Origin of the sequence: Kitasatospora sp. NPDC087861, from assembly GCF_044742585.1 — a bacterium.
Taxonomy (GTDB): domain Bacteria; phylum Actinomycetota; class Actinomycetes; order Streptomycetales; family Streptomycetaceae; genus Kitasatospora.
This window is the reverse complement of the sequence record NZ_JBIUUS010000054.1, coordinates 22,015-40,084: the sequence shown is the minus strand read 5'-3', so window position 1 is coordinate 40,084 and position 18,070 is coordinate 22,015. Positions and strand designations below refer to the sequence as shown.

21 protein-coding genes are annotated in these 18,070 nt (G+C 71.3%); 16 read left to right on the top strand and 5 right to left on the bottom strand.

Annotation, left to right across the window (positions count from 1 at the left end; all coding sequences use genetic code 11):
* Positions 1-180 precede the first annotated feature (180 nt).
* The 3 genes from ACIOJE_RS38185 to ACIOJE_RS38175 form a co-directional block, all read right to left on the bottom strand.
* Positions 181-600 (bottom strand): DUF6907 domain-containing protein, encoded by a 420-nt coding sequence (locus tag ACIOJE_RS38185; protein WP_280685757.1) that lies wholly within the window; start codon positions 598-600, stop codon positions 181-183.
* A gap of 164 nt (positions 601-764) precedes the next feature.
* Positions 765-1,664, bottom strand: a complete 900-nt coding sequence (locus ACIOJE_RS38180) for a DNA ligase (protein WP_280685758.1) — start codon at positions 1,662-1,664, stop codon at positions 765-767.
* 50 nt (positions 1,665-1,714) lie between these two features.
* On the bottom strand, positions 1,715-1,948 hold the full coding sequence (locus tag ACIOJE_RS38175; protein ID WP_280685759.1) for a hypothetical protein: 234 nt from the start codon (positions 1,946-1,948) through the stop codon (positions 1,715-1,717).
* A gap of 166 nt (positions 1,949-2,114) precedes the next feature.
* On the opposite strand from ACIOJE_RS38175, the gene ACIOJE_RS38170 reads away from it, so the two are divergent.
* From ACIOJE_RS38170 to ACIOJE_RS38140, 7 genes are all read left to right on the top strand, one after another.
* Positions 2,115-2,888, top strand: coding sequence for a hypothetical protein (locus tag ACIOJE_RS38170; protein ID WP_280685760.1), 774 nt, complete (start codon positions 2,115-2,117; stop codon positions 2,886-2,888).
* A 76-nt stretch (positions 2,889-2,964) separates the two neighbouring features.
* A complete protein-coding gene (locus ACIOJE_RS38165; RefSeq protein WP_400782900.1) occupies positions 2,965-3,366 on the top strand; it encodes a hypothetical protein in 402 nt (133 codons plus the stop codon).
* 68 nt (positions 3,367-3,434) lie between these two features.
* On the top strand, positions 3,435-4,643 hold the full coding sequence (locus tag ACIOJE_RS38160) for a tyrosine-type recombinase/integrase (protein WP_280685762.1): 1,209 nt from the start codon (positions 3,435-3,437) through the stop codon (positions 4,641-4,643).
* Between the two features lie 71 nt (positions 4,644-4,714).
* Positions 4,715-6,016, top strand: a complete 1,302-nt coding sequence (locus ACIOJE_RS38155; RefSeq protein ID WP_280685763.1) for a hypothetical protein — start codon at positions 4,715-4,717, stop codon at positions 6,014-6,016.
* A gap of 319 nt (positions 6,017-6,335) precedes the next feature.
* Positions 6,336-6,968 (top strand): endonuclease domain-containing protein, encoded by a 633-nt coding sequence (locus ACIOJE_RS38150; protein ID WP_280685764.1) that lies wholly within the window; start codon positions 6,336-6,338, stop codon positions 6,966-6,968.
* Between the two features lie 180 nt (positions 6,969-7,148).
* Positions 7,149-7,508, top strand: coding sequence for a hypothetical protein (locus ACIOJE_RS38145; protein WP_280685765.1), 360 nt, complete (start codon positions 7,149-7,151; stop codon positions 7,506-7,508).
* Positions 7,505-8,356, top strand: coding sequence for a hypothetical protein (locus ACIOJE_RS38140; protein WP_280685766.1), 852 nt, complete (start codon positions 7,505-7,507; stop codon positions 8,354-8,356). Before ACIOJE_RS38145 ends, ACIOJE_RS38140 begins: the two co-directional genes overlap by 4 nt.
* 831 nt (positions 8,357-9,187) lie before the next feature.
* On the opposite strand, the gene ACIOJE_RS38135 is transcribed toward ACIOJE_RS38140, so the two are convergent.
* On the bottom strand, positions 9,188-9,412 hold the full coding sequence (locus ACIOJE_RS38135; RefSeq protein WP_280685770.1) for a DUF397 domain-containing protein: 225 nt from the start codon (positions 9,410-9,412) through the stop codon (positions 9,188-9,190).
* Positions 9,412-10,287, bottom strand: coding sequence for a helix-turn-helix transcriptional regulator (locus ACIOJE_RS38130; protein ID WP_280685771.1), 876 nt, complete (start codon positions 10,285-10,287; stop codon positions 9,412-9,414). Before ACIOJE_RS38130 ends, ACIOJE_RS38135 begins: the two co-directional genes overlap by 1 nt.
* A 275-nt stretch (positions 10,288-10,562) precedes the next feature.
* Between ACIOJE_RS38130 and ACIOJE_RS38125 the strand changes: the two genes are divergently transcribed.
* The 9 genes from ACIOJE_RS38125 to ACIOJE_RS38085 all read left to right on the top strand — a co-directional run bounded on the left by ACIOJE_RS38125 (position 10,563) and on the right by ACIOJE_RS38085 (position 17,911).
* Positions 10,563-11,099, top strand: coding sequence for a hypothetical protein (locus ACIOJE_RS38125; protein ID WP_280685772.1), 537 nt, complete (start codon positions 10,563-10,565; stop codon positions 11,097-11,099).
* Between the two features lie 152 nt (positions 11,100-11,251).
* Complete coding sequence (locus ACIOJE_RS38120; protein WP_280685773.1) at positions 11,252-11,806, top strand: hypothetical protein; 555 nt, start codon at positions 11,252-11,254, stop codon at positions 11,804-11,806.
* Entirely contained in the window at positions 11,803-12,348 is a 546-nt protein-coding gene (locus ACIOJE_RS38115; RefSeq protein WP_280685774.1) for a dCTP deaminase domain-containing protein, read from the top strand. Before ACIOJE_RS38120 ends, ACIOJE_RS38115 begins: the two co-directional genes overlap by 4 nt.
* On the top strand, positions 12,345-12,884 hold the full coding sequence (locus tag ACIOJE_RS38110) for a dCTP deaminase domain-containing protein (protein ID WP_280685775.1): 540 nt from the start codon (positions 12,345-12,347) through the stop codon (positions 12,882-12,884). Before ACIOJE_RS38115 ends, ACIOJE_RS38110 begins: the two co-directional genes overlap by 4 nt.
* The gene (locus ACIOJE_RS38105; protein WP_280685776.1) at positions 12,881-13,366 is read left to right on the top strand and encodes a hypothetical protein; all 486 of its coding nucleotides are present in this window, start codon (positions 12,881-12,883) and stop codon (positions 13,364-13,366) included. Before ACIOJE_RS38110 ends, ACIOJE_RS38105 begins: the two co-directional genes overlap by 4 nt.
* Positions 13,367-13,449: 83 nt before the next feature.
* Positions 13,450-14,361: a UTP--glucose-1-phosphate uridylyltransferase gene (locus tag ACIOJE_RS38100; protein WP_280685777.1), complete on the top strand. Its 912-nt coding sequence runs from the start codon at positions 13,450-13,452 to the stop codon at positions 14,359-14,361.
* A gap of 90 nt (positions 14,362-14,451) precedes the next feature.
* Complete coding sequence (locus ACIOJE_RS38095; protein ID WP_280685778.1) at positions 14,452-15,630, top strand: hypothetical protein; 1,179 nt, start codon at positions 14,452-14,454, stop codon at positions 15,628-15,630.
* Positions 15,621-17,204 carry a glycosyltransferase gene (locus ACIOJE_RS38090; RefSeq protein ID WP_280685779.1) on the top strand — a complete coding sequence of 528 codons (1,584 nt, stop codon included), beginning with the start codon at positions 15,621-15,623 and terminating at the stop codon, positions 17,202-17,204. The genes ACIOJE_RS38095 and ACIOJE_RS38090 overlap by 10 nt, the downstream gene beginning before the upstream one ends.
* Positions 17,205-17,257: 53 nt before the next feature.
* Positions 17,258-17,911, top strand: a complete 654-nt coding sequence (locus tag ACIOJE_RS38085; protein ID WP_400782891.1) for an HAD family hydrolase — start codon at positions 17,258-17,260, stop codon at positions 17,909-17,911.
* Positions 17,912-18,070: the final 159 nt, after the last annotated feature.

Sequence of the window (18,070 nt, the reverse complement as noted above, 5' to 3'; positions counted from 1 at the left end):
TCACCTGACCGGACGGATGGCTCTTGCTCTCGCCGGAGAACCACTGGCTCTCAAGCAGACCGGAGTCGTGGCTCTCGTTCACCCCGATAAAAACAACCGTGAAGAGCAGCGGCCGGCCTGACCCCCCGAGCGGGTTGGAGCGCTGCACCGGAGGGACGGCGCCGGGCCTTCGGCCGGGATCTACTTCCCCGAGCTGCCGGTCATGATTGCCCGCATCTCATGCAGGGTGGCGGCAGTGCGGGTGTAGGCGGCGATCAACCGGACGACCCGCTCGGGGTCGTGGATCTCGAAGCGCTCGCCGAGTTCGTCGGGCGAGCAGACAAGGTAGGCCGGACCCGGGGTGCCGTCAGCCAGGGACCGGGCGGCGAGGTCGATGGTGACCTCCAGCGAGGGCCAGCGGTACCCGTACCCAGGCCCGGGCCACTCGGCCAGGGTGAAGCCGGCGGTCGGCCCGTAGTGGATGACGTCGGCGAGCGTCCGGCGGTCGCCTGCATGGTCAGGGTGGGGCGGCGCGTCGTTGCACCAGGGCGGGCAGGTGAACAGCCGCTGGCCGTCGGGCCCTGTTGCGGGAGCCTGCAGCGTGGCGATGTCGATGGTCATGGTGGAGGCATCGGCGACGGCCGCCTGGGCCGCGATGACCGGTTCGAATGAAGCCCCGCTGGGGGCGGAGCGACCCGCCTTCGGTTACCTCTATCGGGCGACGGATAGCTGCGCCCGGGCTCAGCAGACAGCGGATCGGGGCGGCGGTTCGCACGGCTCTTGGCCTACTCCTCGGGCCGCATCCGGACGAATCGGACCTGCCTATGGCGCCCCGAGCCGACCAGCACTTCCACCAGGGGCCGTGGTTCGGTGATCCAGTGCACCCAGGCGTGCGAGGGGTCCGGACGTAGCCGGCTGCGAACCGCCTGCACCACCTGGTGGGCCTGCACGGTGGTGAGGCGGGGTGAGGTGGTCGCCTGTCGGCCGTCGGGCAGGTGCACGAGCAAGGCTTCGGGCCGAGCCGGGTCGCCGACGATCCCGGCGAGTTCGCAGTCGGAGGTTTCGGTGTGCCGCAACTTCACCCACGAAGAACCCCCCGGCCGGTAGGGGGCCGCAGCCGCCTTGCAGACCAGACCCTCCACACCTGCAACCTGCAGGTCCCGGTACCAACCGATCGCCGTCTCCCGACTGCGCGTCGCCATGACCTGTTCGATCGGCGGATGGGCCCCGGCAAGTACCTCCGCCAGGAGCTCGCGGCGTTCGGTGAGCGGCAGGCCCCGGACGTCGCGCCCCGGGACGGCGAGGACGTCCCAGGCGACATAGCTCACCGCGACCCGGTCAGCGGCCCGGGCCCGGGCCGAGCGCAGCACCTCGGTGAACGCGAGCCGACCGTCCCGGTAGGCGCAGACCTCGCCGTCGAGGACGACGCCCGGGTCGAGCGTCTCCGCCAGCGCCGACAGCACCTCCGGGAACCTCGTGTTCAACGGGCGGCCGCGCCGCGACCACAGCTCGATCCCGGCCTCGGTGCGCACCGCACAACAGCGGACGCCGTCCAGTTTGATCTCGTACAGCGTGCCGCCGGGCATGCCGTCCTCGGCCGGGAGCACCTGCACCGGTCGCGGCTGCATCAGCGGCACCGGCGGGTGCAGGACCAGCGGACTCGGCGCCTTCCGTCGCGTGGCCACGCCTCCAGCGTCGCGCGACCGGCCGCGACCAGGGCGCCGGATAGGGCCGCTCAGCCGAACGCGGACCTTGGTGCCCGGTCCTCGCGGCCGGAGGTCTCCGCCACCTGGCCTTGCTGCTTGCGCACCTCGCGTTCGGCCCACGCGGTCACGGTCGCGACCTGGTCGGGGCGCACGCCCCTGGTGACGGCTGCGAGGACTGCCTCGGCGCGTGCGGCGTGTCCGCCCTGGATCGTGCACGCCTCTCCGACGGGGGCCTCGCACGCGGGGCACGGCTCGGTGAGCATCTGCCGGGCGGTCAGACGGGGTACGCGCCCCGAAGGCGCCACCCCGCGCTGACCGGCGCCCCATCGGAGGCCGCGTCAGGAGGTCTTCGGGTCACCCCTGGGTGAACTTCAGCATGTCGTCAAGGTATCCCTGACAGAGCTTATCTGTCAGGGATACCTTGACAACATGACGAGTGATGACACACCGACCCCCGGCACCCTCGTGCCGGCCGACGAGGCTTTCGTCGCCCACGCCCACGCCCTTCGGCGGCTCGTGAACACCGCGCTTGAGCAGTTCCCGCTCGACCAGAGGGCCTCCGTTGACGGGGCGCCGACCCTGTCCGACGCCATCGAGCTGCGTGAACTCGCCGACGAAGTCGTCAGGTGGGCGGCCATCGCCGAGCGCGAGCGCGGCGCAACCTGGCAGGACCTCGGCGACGCCGCTCACAGCAGCCGCCAGGCCGCCCACGAGCGGTGGATCACCCAGCTCCGAGGGTGGGCCCTGATCAACAGACGCCGCCGAACCCCCGCCGGGGAGACGGCCGACACCCGGGCGCTCGCCGCAGAGCTGGATGCCTGGTACGCCGAGCTCGTGCCCGGAGAACCGCCCGCCATCAGCGCCCACCTCGCCGCCGCCGACCCCCGCAACGAGGCGGACCGGCACCTCGCCCAGCAGCACCGGACCGAGGCCGTCGAACTACGCGCCCGGCTCGACCACGAGCGCGCCTACAACGCCTACATGGGCCAGGAGCCTGGAGGCTCGAAGGAGTCATGGGCAGAGGCGCACCTCGCGCGTGCCGAGGCCTACGAGCGCCTGGCCGTGGTCGAGCCGATCCTGCGCAACGACCACCGCCAGGCGGCGCTCAAGGAGCGCGAGATCGCCGCCGGGATCCTCGACCCCTCCGCCTGGACGGCCGAGCGGGACGGCAAGATCATCAACGTCACGTCCCGCGGAATCTGACGCACCACCCGTCGCCGCACACCGGCCCGCCGGCAGCGGCCGTGCACCACCCGACCCCAGCGCAGAGGAGAACCTGATGTACGACGACGACACCCGGCAACGGGCCACCATCCTCACCACCGTGACCATCGACCAGGTCCGCGAGCTCGCCGACTTCATCCAGGACCGCATCCGGCCGAAGGTGGTGGACGCCACCGGGCCGCGCACCGACGAGCGACGAACGGCCGAGGCGCTGTTCGACCAGGTCAACTCCGCAGCCGCCGCCCTGGAGACCTACCTGCTGCCGTCCGCGGCCGACGAGGACGAGCGGCTGGCAGCCGCCAAGCGGGTCCTGAGCGCTGACGCCTGGGATTTCCTGGCCCGCACCGCCCAGCTGTGGGACGACCGACCCGCATACGCTGAGCCGATCTGGATGGGCACCCAGGAGATGGAACTCATCGCCCTCAACGCGCACGCCCCGGCCCAGACCAGCGCCTGAACCACCTCCCGGGCGGCGCTCCTGCAGCGCCGCCACCACACGACGAACCGAAGGGAGCCCGCCCGCCCATGGCCGCCGACGCCGCCGACCAGGACATCTTGGACGCAGAGCTGGTCGACGACGACGCGGTCGACTGGTCCGGAACCGCTCTGCTGCCGGCCAGCACCCGCAGTCACCACCCTCGCTACCTCGTGGACCGGCACACCGTCCTCGCCCCCGGCGAGCTGCCGCCCACCGCCGAGGACCAGCCGCGCTACACCGAGGCGGACTTCCGGATCTCCGCGGACACCGCCCAGCGCCGCGCCCGCGCCGGCGCCGACAACACCCGCATCAACCGCGCCGCCGCGATCCGCCGGTTCGAGCAGTGGTGCGCCGCCGAAGGCCGCGTCGCCAGGCCCTGCACCGACGCCACCTACCTCGAGTACGCCGCCCACCTGATGCGCCAGCAGCCCAGCCCCAAGGCCGACACGATCAACACCTACATGGGGCACATCTGGCGCTGGCAGCCGCCCGGCCGCAGGCCCGAACGCGACGAGACGCTCGCGCTGCTCGACACCTACCGCCGCGAGAACCCCCGGACCAACCGCAAGAAGCAGGCCCCCGCCCTCCAGCTGTCCGACGTCCTCGCCATGATCGACGCCTGCGACGAGTCCACCCCCACCGGCCAGCGCGACGTCGTACTGCTCGGCATGATGTACCAGATGCTGGGACGCCGCAGCGAACCGGCCGCCGTGGACATCGAGTACCTCGAAGTGCTCGACCACCAGGTCGTCATCGACCTGGAGATGGACAAGACCCACCAGGATGGCGAAGGCCTCGACCTCATCCGCCTCCACGACCGCCCGGACACCCAGCTCGTCCGCCGCACCCGCACCTGGCTCGCCTGGCTGCGCCAGCAGGGCATCACCAACGGCCCGCTCCTGCGCCAGCTCTCCGTCGCCCACAACCTGACCAAGCGGGCCCGATCGGCCGGCCCCGAAGCCCGGCTGTCCCCCGCCGCCATCGGCGAGCGGATCAAGGTCCTCGCCGCAAACGCCGGCATCCGCAAACCGGCCACCATCACCTCCCAGGGCATCCGCGCCGGGGCCTCCACCGACCTCGCCGAACACGGAGTCCGCGGCAAGCAGCTCGCCCGCGCCGGACGCTGGCGCGACGACTCCGCCATCCCCGAGCAGGTCTACGTCCGCCCGCTGATCGACCCCGCCGTCGATCCCTTCGCAGCCGTCCCGGCCGCACGGCCCGGCGAACCAGCCCAGGAAGCACCAGCACCAGCCTGAACACCAGCTGGTCCCCGAGGTCACCCCTTCGGGGACTGGCCCTCCCCGCCCCATCGTGAAAGACTCCCCGAGTGAGGGATAACGAGCCCGAATCCACCAGCGAACTCGACACCGACGGCCGCCACCGCGCCGCGCGCGAGGAACTCCCCGTCCTGGTCGACCTCGCCATCGCGGAAGGCGTCAGCAAGGCCGTCGAGAACGGGCTGCGCTGGATCGAAGGCACCCTGAAACTCGCCCTGGACGACGACGACTTCCGCATGCGCTACGGCAGGTCCCTGCGCGACCTCCTTGGCCCCGGTGCCGCCGAGCTCCTGCGGCTCACCGCCCAGGGCGAGCTGCGCAAGGCCGAGCTGCAGACGCCCACCAAGGGCGTACTCGCCTCCCAGCGCCGCCGCGCCACCATGCTCCGCCGCCTGGCCGCGACCGCCGGCGTCCCCTGCGGCGCCCCGAGCTTCTCCAAGCCCACCCTCAAGGACTCCCTGCCGAGCTGGGCCCGCTCCGCCTTCCACGACCGGCTGGACACCCTCGTCCAGCGCCGCCCCACCGACCACCAGCGCGCCAGGATCCTGGCGATCATCGGCGTGGTGCTCGACACCGCCGCCCGCGCCGGCGAACTCTGCTCCCAGGACCTGGACGACCTCTCCCCGGACCTCTCCTGGACCAGGATCCGGCGCAACCCGCAGGCCCAGATCGCCACCGAGGCGATCACGGAGGTCTGGGCGCTCTCCCCGACCAGTCGCGCCGCCGTCGGCCACTACCTGCCGCTCCGCCAGGACCTGGTCCGCGGCATGGAGGGCAGCGCGGATGCGCTGTGGGTCTCCCTGCGCGCCAACCACAACGGCGGGACCGCCGCCGCGGGCAACCGCGGTGCCCGTCGCCCCGGCATGCGGCTGGAGACGCACGGCCTGGCCACTACCTACCGCAAGCAGATCCAGCTGATGAAGGACGACCTGACCGCCAGGGGCGGGAAGGGCTGGGAGATCCCGGTTCGCATGGAGCAACTGCGCCGCGGCGTCCAGGAGCGCGCCCGCCGACGCGCCCAGGACCACCCGGACGCACCGAAGCGCGACCGATGGGCGCCGGTGCTGGTCCTCGGACCGACCCCCGACGGCAAGCGAACCGCCCAGGCCTTCGCCGACGTCGCCCGTGCCGTCGACGCCTTCCACACCGCCCGCCCGAAGGCGGACGGCGACGACACCGAACCGGCAGTACAGCGCGCGCGAAAGGACCTCACCGAAGCCACGCGGCAGGCCTGGGCCACCGGCCCCGGCCACATCCTCGTCCTCACCGTCCTCCACCAGGCCGGCCTCGCGCCCACCGACCTGGCGGCCGCCGGCTACGACGGGCGCCTGCTCGCCGCCCTCGGGGTGTAAATCACCCAACCTGAAAGGCCCGCCCCGGTGATGCGGAGTGTCTTGGACGGCCCTCCGCCGGCCCCACTCCGACGGTTTCGTCTGGCCCCCCCGAACGGTCAGCGGAATGACTGCCTCGCCCGCCACGGGCCCGTTCCTGCTGGCTATGTCTGTAGGCCAGCCCGGCAAGCGGCCCGCCTTCGAACGTTTGGCGGCGCCAACTCCCACCGTTCAGGCGGGGCCACTGGACTCTGTCGCAGACACAAATAGAAGGTTGGCCCCGGCGCCGTCGCCCGGACCGCGCATCATGCACTGGGTACCGTCGGCCGATGACTCGAACGTGACGAAGCCCTGCCTCGAAGGCCACGCCACCAACCGGCCAACCGGCCCCGAACTGGCCCGCCAGGATCTGCGCACAGGCCTGTACCACCTCTGGGACCCCCGCTACGGCCCACGGTTGGGTTTCTGCCCCCGCTGGAACAGCCCCTGCCGGGCACTGATGCCCGATCCTTGGTACCGCGTCCCGGACACGTACCTCGGCCCGCCCGCAGGAGCCGCCACCGTCCCCCCGGACCAGCGCTGCAACACCTACGGCTGGCCTCTGTACGTCGAGCGCCCGATCGGCCCCCTCCCGAGGCAGTGGCCCGCACGCGGCAAGATCCCCCGCTGGTACGTGTGGTGGCGCCTCTACGAACTCCAGGACGGCCGCTGCGCCTGCTGCGCAACCTCCCCGGCCACCATCGACCATGATCACCGAACCGGCGAGGTCCGCGGCCTGCTGTGCATCTCGCACAACGCGCAGGAGTACCTGTACCTCAACGGGCAGCGGGCATGCACCCACGCACGGCCCCATTGCTTTGAGGAGTACTGGAACTCCTCACCGGCCCGCGAACTGCACTGGACCCAGGTCGGCCAGGCCTACCACCACTCGGCAGACCCCCGGGCCCGCTCGCACAGCCCAGCCCAGCCCTGAACCGCCAACCCGGCCGATGAGAGACTCCCTCCGGCTTCCGCGCCGGGCCCGGACCAGGCAGCAGGTGACGTCCACCCGTCTCACCACCAGCGCCGGGCAGGACGCCCGGTGGCCCCACGGCCGACATCGGCCCCCGAAATCCCCCACGACTGGCCGTCAGCGACGGCTACGCTCCCGTCCATGACCCACGACACCACCAGGAGCCTGCCCCTGCCGGCCGTCGGTACCGTCCACGCCCTCGACGCCTTCATCCAGGCCCGCCTCGAAGAGTCCGTGCAAATCCTCCTCGAGCGCATCCCTACCGACCAACGCGAGACCCCCGACGCGGTCGAACTGCTCCGCCTGCCCCGAGCCCTCGGCCAATCCGCACACGCCGCCGCCCAGGAACTGGAGCGCCATCTCCTCGCCGGCCAGCCCGAGGAGACCCCAATCCACCTGCTGTGGAACCTCCTCCTCAACATCGCACGCCCCTACCAAGACCGCTCCCGGCCGGCGAGCGTGCGTGAAGCCCTGGCCGCCGCTGACGAGGCGCAGCCGTGATCAGCGCCGTCCGCCGACTGCTGACCCGTCGTCCGGCCTGGGAGCGCCGCGGACACTTCCGGAAGGGTCAGCAGGTCCTCACCCACCGCGGCGCGCCTGTCACCGAGACCGTGGTGTGGGTCAAGGACGGCAAGGTCGGGATGAGCCACAACGGGCTGATGACCGTGTGGACCGAAGCCGCCGAAGTACGCCACGCCCATGGCTGCCGCCCCTGCCTGGACGACCTGAACGCCCAGCTAACCACCCACGCCGAAGAACAGCACACCTACTGGAACCAGTGGCCCAGGGACGCCCGGGACGCCCACGAGAAGGCCATGGACGACATGGTCCATGGCTCCGACCGCACACACTCCTTCGGGCCCAACACCCGGATCCCGGCGTGGATGCGTGCGGAGTTCGACGGGAGGATGCACCCCTCCACGTCGCCCTCCCTCGCGCTCGGCAGGCTCTGGGACCCGCTGGACTGGCCCCGCATCTGCCGTGAGCACCCTGACTTCGTCCTGGAGCCGGCCTGGCAGGACGACCTCAACACCGACGCCCTGGTGGCCGCCTACCAGCTGCTGCGTGACCGCAGGTTCGACCCCTACCTGGACGTGGACCTAGAGATGGAGCTCCGGCCTGTCCCGGAGGCGCCGGCCGCGATCACCGCCAGCGCCGTCGTGACCCGGCTCGCGGTCGAGCAACAGCTGGATCCCGACACCTACGACGAGGTTGTCCGTCTTCTCGGTGACGCCAGCACTCACCCGTCCAGCAGCCTTTGCTACCCGATGCTCCCCGACGGCCCGGGAGAAGACCGCACCCAGCCCTACACGGTCAGCGCCAACACCGAAACGGTCTGGGGCTGGTAGCCCGGCGGGGTGTGCCGCCCGCGCCGCCCTGCCCGACGGCGAGGACGGGTGTGAGTAGTTGGCGTACAGGAAATCCCGGTGAGATTGATCTTGGTCAGCTAGCACACCTGCCGGGGGCCTAGCTGAGGTTCACGACTTCCACCAAGCCGATGCCCTCGCCCGCACCTTCCACGCCCGCCAGGTCCAGCCCCAGCCCCGCCGGCATCCGCCGCGGCGGTCGCCCAGCCGCAGCAGCAGAACCGGGAGCCCAGGATTGGGCGGTAGACCCGGACACGGGACGGCGGAGCGAGACCGGTTCCGCTGTCCCTCCTTCGCCGGAGGGTGTCGTACGGAAGTAGTCGGCGCGCAGGGACCGGAAGACGGACTCCTTGACCTCTCAGGTCACAGCTCCGCAGCGGCTCCAAGGAGCTGCCTGGGCCCGGAGTGCGGGCGCCAGGGCCGACCCGCGCCCTAGCGGCGGCAGCGGCTAGCTGCCCCCCCTTCGGGCCGCCGTCCTGCGGCCGCCGCCACGCGGGCCGAGCACGGCTGGCTCCGTCTCGATCGAGCCTTGCGGACGCACGACTACACGAACCTCGTCGAGACAGCCGAAGACTGGGCGGAGACCGACCGCACGCTCGACGATGACCTGCAGGTCTATGGTCGGCCGTCCGCGATCTTTGGCGACCAAGATCCGCATTCGGCCAAGACCCTTGGCTACGCCTCCGGCGATTCAACCGCTCCGCTCGCCGTCTCGGCAGTTGCCCGCTTCCTCGGCCTGGCGAACGGTGTAGACCACCGGAGCGACGCCGAACGCCAAGTCCCCGACAGTAACGGGGCGTTCACCCGAATCGGTCAGGCAGTGAACGTCTTTGCGAACTTTAGGAGCTCCGTGAACGCCTCGGGCGTGATGAGTAGGGCCGGGCCGTCGGGGTCTTTCGAGTCGCGGATGGCGACGGCATCGTAGGGCGTGCCGGTCAGGTTGGCGATCTCAACACAGTTGTTCCCGGATCCGCTGTAGGACGACTTGATCCAGTCGGCCACGTCGGCGAGTTCGGGGGCGGTGGTGTGCTTGGTCATCAGATGCTGGTCTCTCGAATGAGTTGTTGCAGGAATCCGGGCGTCGCCTCGGCCGGGAGCGCCGAGCGGGACAACGACTCGAAGCTGCGGACGAAGGTGCCGACGTCGCGCGGCTTGTCCGTGATGGACATCCCGGCGCCGGCGGTGTCCACCTGGACCGTGGCGGGCAGCCTGTCGCCGAGGTCCAGGAGTGTGAAGTCGGCGAGCGCCAGGTAGCCGCGGTTGGCCTGGGGGAGGACCTGCACCGTCACGGTGTCGAGCCGCGCGAGGCGCAGGATCTCCTCGTACTGCTCGCACATGGTGCTCTCGTCGCCGACGACGTACCGTATCGCGGGCTCGTAGAGGATCGCCCACAACTTGACGGGATCGTCCGGATCATGCAGGCGTTCCTTGCGGGCCATTCGCAGATCGACGGACTTCTGGATGAAGTCGCTGGTCGTCTCCTCGATGGGCTTGGCGAGTAAGTGGAGTGCCTGGGCGTAGCGCCGGGTCTGGAGCAGGCCGAGTACGACGGTCGGGTGGAAGGCCCGGATAGCCTGTGCGGCGCTTTCGACGCCGAGGAATCGCGGCATCGACGGCGCCATGGTGGCCGCTGTGTAGGGCGTCCACCAGTCCTGGCGGGCGGCGGTGCGCTGGAGCTCCACCAGCCGGTCGACCTGGTCGTCGTCGTCGACGCCGTACCTGTCGAGGAGTTTGCGCAGGTCTCCCGCGCTGCGCAGGTCTTGCAGTCCGGTCTCGACGCGCTGGAGTTTCGTCTCGGAGAATCTCAGGCCCTTGACGGCGTCTTCGAGGGTGACGCCGGCCTGCTGGCGCAGTTCGCGGAGGTCGTGGCCGAGTTCGATGCGCCGTGCTGTCGGCCGTGGCCGTGCTGACACGTGGTTGCCTCCCGGGTGCATGCGTCTACCGCCCGTGCTGATGCGCGCAGTGTGGCACGTCACGTGCTCGCCACACCAGGCCATGCGTTTGCGCTGGCATGTGCCATCTCCTCGGCGCCGGGTGATTCAACGCAGATTCAGTTGCAGATTCAGCGTAAGCGCGCCACCTTGATGACACGCCCTGTTTGACGGGGCATCAGCGGCGGATTCGCCCTGGCGTCGCGGACGCCGCAGCGCCGCCGGTTCCTCGACGACGAGCCCCCCTTTGGCAGGCCATGATGACGTCCTCCACCCCCGCGCACCCGCTCCCGGATCCCGGGCCCATCCGGCCCCCGCGTTCCCGCCGGCGCCTTGCCCGGCTGCCCGCTCCGCTGTGGCTCGCCTCCGCCGCCGAAGGCGACCGGGACGCGACCCTCGCGTCGTGGCCGGGCAGGCCCGGCGGTCTGCTGCTGCTGCCCTGCGGGGTGCGCTGGGACGCTGTCCGGCTGCCGGAACGGCTCGGCCTGGCCGTCCTGGAGGCGCTCCTGCGCGATGCCGCAGAGCCGGGCCCGGTCCTGCACGACCGCGACACCGCGCTCGTCTACGTCCTCATCCCGCCGGACAGCGGCGTCGACTGGGGCAGGAAGAACGCGCGGGCGCGGCTGCTGTCCACCGGCTGTTACCTCGCCGTCCCCTCGCCCGAACTCGGCTTCCTGAACCGGGCGGTCGTGTGGGCTCACATGCCGCCCCTGCCCGCGCCGACCGACCCGCGCGACCTCGCCGCCGCGCTCGACACCGTCGCGGCCATGCCCTCAGTCGCCGCGGCGGCCTGACCACCCCTTCGACTCCACACCGGCCGACGGACTGGACCCCTTCCGGCCGGTGTGGCCCGGGCGGGCCCGGCCCGCCTCCCCCGCGGAGGCCGGGCCCGCTCACTCTCGCTCCCGGCACCGACGGTGCCGGACTCGCCAGAACGGAGCACGCGATGCGGATCGCGACCTACGGACGCCCCGGCGCCGGCAAGAGCACCTTCACCGGGATGCTGGCCGAGCAGTTCGGCCGCCGAGGAGTCCCCGTCGTCAGGATCAAGCTCGGCGCCCCTCTCTATGACCTCCAGAGCCTCGTGTACCAGGTCGCGGGGCGCCCGCTGGTCAGCGCGGACCGGCAGGACGGGCAGCTCCTCAACGCGCTCGGCTCCCACCTGCGCCGGATTAACCCGGCCGCACTGACCGACACCTTCGAGGCGAAGGTGAAGGCGGCCACGGAGGAGAACCCCGACGCGGTGATCCTCTGCGACGACGCGAGGGCCGCGGACGTTGACGCCCTCGACGCCCTCGGCTTCAAGTTCATTCAGGTCTGGGCGCCCGACGACTTCCGCCGCCTGCGCAAGGCGCAGCGCGGCGACCTGACGCCGGGTGACGAGAACCACCCCACGGAGGCGGAGATCACCATCACCCCGCATTACCGGATCGAGAACGCCGGATCGGTGCAGGCCTTGCTGGTGCGGGCCGAGGAACTCGTCGACGGGTTCGTCCTGTGATCCTCACGGGCCACCGGATCCGCGAGGAGGTGGCGACTGGCCGGATCACCATCGACCCTTTCGACCCGGCCCTGCTCAATCCGGACAGCTACAACTACCGGATCGGCCCTGTCCTGCGTGTCCACCGTACCCACCGCATCGATGCCCACGCTGAGCACGAGCTGGACGAGTTCACGATCCCGGCTGGCGGCTGCGTGCTGGAGCCCGGCCGGATCTACCTCGGCACCACCGTGGAGAGGTTCGGCAGTGCGCACTTCGTGCCCAGCCTCATCGGGCGCAGCAGTGTCGGCCGTCTCGGTGTCTTCATGGAGTACTCCGCCTACATGGGCAACTTGGGCGCCTGCCACGCCTGGACGCTGGAGATCGAGGTGGTGCAGCGCACCCGGATCTATCCCGGCGATCGCATGGGCCAGATCACGTGGACGGTGAAGAGCGGCGAGGTCCCGGAGTACACCGGCCGGTTCGGCCGGATCGACGAGGCGACCCTTCCGTCCTCCGGCCACTTCCTGACCACCCCACACCACCTGGAGGTACCGCTGTGATCCTCACCGGCCCCAAGATTCGGGAGGAGCGCGCTGCCGGCCGCATCACGATCGAGCCGTTCGACCCGGGGTCCGTGAACCCGGACAGCTACAACATCACCCTCGGTGCGACGATCGGCTACTACACCGAGGCCGTGCTCGACACCCGTCGCCCGAATACCTACGAGACGGTGGAGATCGGGCCGGAGGGATTCCTGCTGGAGCCTGATCGCATCTACCTCGGCCACAGTGTTGAGGTGATCGGGAGCGATCACTATGTGCCCACCATGCACGGCCGCTCCGGGTTCGCCCGGTTGGGCGGCTACGTCCACGTCACCGCGGACCTGATCGACCAGGGCTCGGTCGGCCAGCTCACCCACATGCTGCGCGTCGTCCAACCGCTCGTCGTCTACCCGGGCGACTCCATCGCGCAGGTGGACTTCCGCGTTGTCCTCGGCGAGCCGATGCTCTACCGGGGCAAGTACCAGGGCAGCCGCGGGCCGATGCCGTCCCGGATCCACCTCGACGCCCCCCGCGCCCTGGCGGCCGCCTCGTGAGCGGCCCCGGCCCGGTGGACGCCGTCAACCCCGCCGTCACCTGCGCCGACCCGCAGGCTGCCCGCTTGGTCGCCACCGCCTACGACGTCATCCGCCAGCGCTACGCCGAAGGCCGCCATCAGATCGGCGCCGCGATCATCGCCGCCGACGGCAAGGTCTACTGCGGCATCCACGTCGAGGCCATGGTCGGCCGCTACAGCATCTGCGCCGAGATGGCCGCGCTCGCCGCCGCCCGCCTCTACACCCGGCAGCCGCTGATGGCCGTCGCCGCCGTCCGCTACCCGAAGCCGTCCGAGGCCGGTGGCGCGCGGATCGTCTCCCCCTGCGGAGGCTGCCGCGAGGTCCTCCTCGACCACGCCCCGCAGATCCAGGCGGTCGTCCCCCAGGGCGAGCACGGCGTCTTCGCGCCCCTGCACACCCTGCTGCCGGTCAAGTACGTCGGCACGAAGTGGGCCGCTCAACTCCCCACCCAGACACCGTAAGTGATCACGCTGTGATCGTTGGTAGCGTCGTCCGCCCGCCGCGCCACCGCGGCGCAGCACCCGTCGAGATGAGAGAGGGTCGCATGGCCCCCAAGACGATCCGCCGAGCCGTCATCCCCGCCGCCGGCCTCGGCTCCCGCCTCCTGCCTCTCACCAAGGCCACCCCGAAGGAGATGCTGCCCGTCGGAGACCGGCCGGTCATCGAGCACACCGTGCGCGAGCTGATCGACAGCGGCATCACCGACATCACCATCGTCGTCAACGGCGACAAGAGCCTGATCCAGGAGCATTTTCGCCCCAACCCGGTGCTCGTCGAGCAGCTGCGCCGCGACGGCAAGGACGCGTTCGCGGACGCGGTCGAGGAGGTCGGGGAGCTGTCCCGCAAGGGCCACATCAGCTACCTGTACCAGCACGGCCCGTACGGCAACGGGACGCCGGTGCTCAACGCGGCCCGCCACTTCGGCGACGAGCCGTGCCTGGTGCTGTGGCCGGACGACGTGTTCGTCGCCGACGTCCCGCGCGCGCAGCAGCTCATCCAGGCGTACGAGCAGACCAACGCGCCGGTGCTCGCGCTCATGCCGATGGCACCCGAGGACTCCTACCGGTACGGCGTGCCGGTGGTGAAGGAGGACCTCGGGGGCGGGTCCCTGCGGATCAGCGGCCTGGTCGAGAAGCCCAAGCCCGCCGACGCCCCGTCGTCGTACGCCGCGATCGGCGGCTACGTGATCACCCCCGGCATCGTCGACGAGCTGCGCGAGGCCACCCGCCGCTGGCAGGAGAACCCGGTCGACGAGGTCTACCTGACCGACGCCATCAACGCCTTCGCCACCCGCCGCGCGGTCTACGGGCAGGTCATCGACGGCACCTGGTACGACACCGGCAACCCGGCCGCCTACCTGCGCGCGCAGTTCGCCGCCGCCCTTGCCGACCCCGAGTACGCGCCGGACCTGCGCAAGCTCGCCGCCGAACTCGGCGCCCCCACACCCACCGAATAGCCCGCCACCGCGGTCGGGTCCGGGGCGTCCCGCTGCCCGGGATGCCCCGGACCCGACCGCGGGGCGTGCACAACGACGGAGGAGCCCTCGTTGGCCGACCTCATCCCCGCCACAGCCCGCGACGACGTGAAGATCATCGACGTCCACGACACCTGGTCCGTCGTCAACCCGATCGTGGGCTGCCCGGCCGCCTGCGCCTACTGCTACCTCGAAGACCTCGGCCTCACCCGCACCCGGCCCGTCGAGCTCGCCACCCCGGAGGAGACGGCCGACCTGCTGCTCGCCGACCCCCGTCACCGCCCCACCACCATCTACGCCCTGTACACCTACACCGACGCCCTCTCCACGCCGAAGACCCGCGCCCACCTCATCGGCCTCCTGCGCGCCCTCGTCGCCCGGGCCGTGCGCAACCCGGTGTGCATCATCACCAAGTTCCACGTGACGGACGCCGTACTGGGGGAGATCGTGTGCTCCCGCGCGGCCGGCCTGCCGGTGCTCGTCTACCTCTCCTACTCCGGCCTCGGCCGCGACATCGAACGCGGCATCCACCACGACCTGCTGCGCGCCAACTTCCCGCGCCTGCGCGAGGCCGCCGTTCCCGTCCTGCACTACTGGCGCCCGGCGCTGCCCGCGAACTCCACGCCGGAGGCGATGCGCACGGTCCTGTCCTGGGCCAGCACGTACGCGGACGCGACCATCTCCGTCGGCCTCAAGGTCAAGCCGTCCGCGCGCGACCAGGCGGCCGACCTGTGGCCCGCCCTCGCCGACCCCGGGCTCGACCTGCACGCGGCGGAATCGATCTGGCCCGAGGCGATGCGGACCTTCCTGAGCGACCTGCCGTCCCAGTACGCCCACCACCCGATCTTCGAGACGAACTCCTGCGCCCTCGCCTACGTCCTGGGCCGGGCCGACCGCGCCGGCGTCCACGGCACGCCGACCTGCACCCGCTTCAACCGCTGCCCGGACAGGCAGCGCGGGCGGTGCACGACGCTCACCAGCCGCCGCGCCCCGCTGACCCACGCGCGCATCCGCGGCGAACTCGCCGCCATCGGCCGCGCGCACGTGCCCTACACCTGGGACGCCCACACCCTCACCCTCGCCGCGCCGCTGGCGATGCGCGACCAGCACTTCCTGAGCCAGGCCCTCGCGGTCGCCGTCCGCGCCCCGCGCCACCCCGGCGACCCCATGTGGTCGGGCAAGGCCGCCGGCGGCCTCCCCCTGGTCATCCCCAACCACAACGACGAACGGGAGACCCCGGGATGCGCCTGAGCGTCGACACCGCCCTCATCTTCTTCCCGCGCGGCGGCAGCGCCCAGGTCGCCCGCTACCTCAACCGCGAGTACAACCGCCGCGGCTTCACCACCCGCATCCACGCCGGATCCCTCGGCCAGCCCGGCGACCCCGGCCACGCCCCCACCTTCTACTCCGGCCTCGACCTGCGCCCCTACGACTACAACCCCGCCCACCACCGCTTCACCGACGGCCGGGACCCCCAGGCCGACCCGCTGCCCTTCCACCCCTCCTACGAGGACCGCGCCCTCGGCGCCCGAGGCTGCCCCGACCCGATGTTCGCCGCCGTGGCGCCGACCGCCGACGTCCGCCTCACCCGCGCCTGGACCCACCACCTCGCCCGGCACCGCTCACAGGCCCCCGACGTCCTCCACCTCCACCACCTCTCCCACCTCCAGAACGCCGCCTACCGGGCCTACAGCGGTGTGCCCCGGATCACCACCCTCCACGGCACCGAGCTCAAGCAGATCCACGGCATGCGCAACCGCATCGACCTGGCCCACCACCTCGGCACCACCCCCCATGCCCTCGCCGACACCCTCCACCCCGACCACCCCCACCGTGAGCGCACCCTCAAGCAACTCGCCCACGACGGCCGCCTCGACGACGACCAGGACCGGCTCCTGCGCACCACCGAGTGGCCCAAGTGGCGCTTCGCCGACTACTGGCACGCCGCCCTCGCCGCCGCCGTCCCGCACGCCGGTCACATCGTGGCCGTCTCCCACCACGACCGTGATCTGGCACTGCGTCTCCTGCCCGCCCTGCGCGACCAGACGGTGCCGGTCATCACCAACGGCGTCGACATCAGCGCGTTCCGCCCCGCCGACCTCTCCGACGACCAGCGCATGGCCAACCTCCGCCGATGGCTGGTCACCGACCCCCGAGGATGGGCAGAGAGTCGGCCGCCCGGCAGCATCCGCTACACCGACACCGACCTCACCCGCCTGCACGACTCCGCCACCGGCCGCCTGCGCCCCCTGCTGCTGTGGGTCGGCCGCTACCTTGAGTTCAAGAAGGTCCCGGTTCTCCTGAAGGCCGTCCGCCAGGTCCGCGACCAGGTCCCCGTCCCGCCGGTTCTGCTGATGTGGGGCGGCTACCCGGGCGAGTGCGAAGGCGAGCACCCCGCCGACATCGCCCGGCGCCTCGGCATCGACCGCGACGTGTACTTCATCGGCTGGCGCGGGCACGACGAACTACCCGCCGGCCTGCACACCGCCGACCTCATGGTCGCCCCCGCCGTCAACGAACCCTTCGGCATGGTTTACCTGGAGGCGATGGGCTGCGGCACCCCGCCCATCGCCACCGACACCGGCGGGCCCGCCCGCACCATCACCCCGGCCGGGCACGACGCCACCGGCTGGCTGGTGCGCCCGAACGACGCCGTCTCGCTGGCCGCCGCGATCAAGCAGGCCCTCGTCGACCCGCGCGAACGAGCCCGGCGCGCGGCAAACGGTGCCCGTCACGTCCAGGACGTCTACGACTGGGCGCCCGTCGCCGACCGGTATGCCGAGCAATACGAACAGGCGATCCACGCCCGCCAGCACCAGCAGTGAAGCGCCCCGCCCCCAAACCGCGTCCCGGCGAACGGGAGAACGGAGACACCACGGTGACCAAGCCCAAGGGCGTGCTGTTCGACTTGCACGGCCTCTTCCAGATTTTCGACGACAGGGGAGCAGCCGAGGGCGAGAGTGCCGCCGGCCTCGACCCCGGCACGCTCGCCCGCTACGCCTACCAGCACCCGGACTACGAGGCGGCGAAGGTCGGCCTGATGACAGATACCGAGTGGGCGCTGGGCGTCGAACGGCGTCTGGTCGCCGACTGCGGCGAAGTCGCACGCTCCGCGATCGGGCCGTGGCGCGCGGACCGGGGCCGCCCCGACCCCGTGATGATCGACCTCCTCGGCCAGGTGATGGCCGCCGGAACCCCGTGCGGCGTCCTGTCGAACTTCACCGATGCCATGCACGCCGACCTCCACCGCCACGGCATCACCCCCGACTACGCCTTCTCCTCCGCCGACCTGGGCGTCGCGAAACCCTCCCCGCTCGCCTTCCGCGAGGCGGCCGAGCGCATGGGGATCGCGCCGGGGGACGTCTGCTACTTCGACGACGCGATCACCTTCGTCGCCGGAGCCCGTGCAGCAGGCATGCAGGCTGAGCTGTTCACCACGGCCCAGGCCTGCGCACACCGACTGCGCACCCTGGGCATCAACGTCCGCCTCGCCCACGCGGACCTGTGTGAGACATCCCGCGGGTTCTCCTGAGCCCCGCTGAGTGCCCGAGGTCCTGACCAGAGACTTCTTCCTCCTTCGAGTGTTTCGCCGGCCTGTGAAGTAACTTCGGGATACCTGAAGCATTCTCAGCTCGTTCGACCGATCTGCAGTCCGGTCGAAGGCGAGGAGGCGCGAGTTGGCGGCCCGGGC

Bases quoted from the DNA above. Each gene is read 5' to 3' on its own strand.
- ACIOJE_RS38185 (WP_280685757.1), bottom strand. From the start codon at position 600: ATGACCATCGACATCGCCACGCTGCAGGCTCCCGCAACAGGGCCCGAC.
- ACIOJE_RS38175 (WP_280685759.1), bottom strand. From the start codon at position 1,948: ATGCTCACCGAGCCGTGCCCCGCGTGCGAGGCCCCCGTCGGAGAGGCG.
- ACIOJE_RS38170 (WP_280685760.1), top strand. From the start codon at position 2,115: ATGACGAGTGATGACACACCGACCCCCGGCACCCTCGTGCCGGCCGAC.
- ACIOJE_RS38165 (WP_400782900.1), top strand. From the start codon at position 2,965: ATGTACGACGACGACACCCGGCAACGGGCCACCATCCTCACCACCGTG.
- ACIOJE_RS38160 (WP_280685762.1), top strand. From the start codon at position 3,435: ATGGCCGCCGACGCCGCCGACCAGGACATCTTGGACGCAGAGCTGGTC.
- ACIOJE_RS38145 (WP_280685765.1), top strand. From the start codon at position 7,149: ATGACCCACGACACCACCAGGAGCCTGCCCCTGCCGGCCGTCGGTACC.
- ACIOJE_RS38135 (WP_280685770.1), bottom strand. From the start codon at position 9,412: ATGACCAAGCACACCACCGCCCCCGAACTCGCCGACGTGGCCGACTGG.
- ACIOJE_RS38125 (WP_280685772.1), top strand. From the start codon at position 10,563: ATGATGACGTCCTCCACCCCCGCGCACCCGCTCCCGGATCCCGGGCCC.
- ACIOJE_RS38120 (WP_280685773.1), top strand. From the start codon at position 11,252: ATGCGGATCGCGACCTACGGACGCCCCGGCGCCGGCAAGAGCACCTTC.
- ACIOJE_RS38100 (WP_280685777.1), top strand. From the start codon at position 13,450: ATGGCCCCCAAGACGATCCGCCGAGCCGTCATCCCCGCCGCCGGCCTC.
- ACIOJE_RS38090 (WP_280685779.1), top strand. From the start codon at position 15,621: ATGCGCCTGAGCGTCGACACCGCCCTCATCTTCTTCCCGCGCGGCGGC.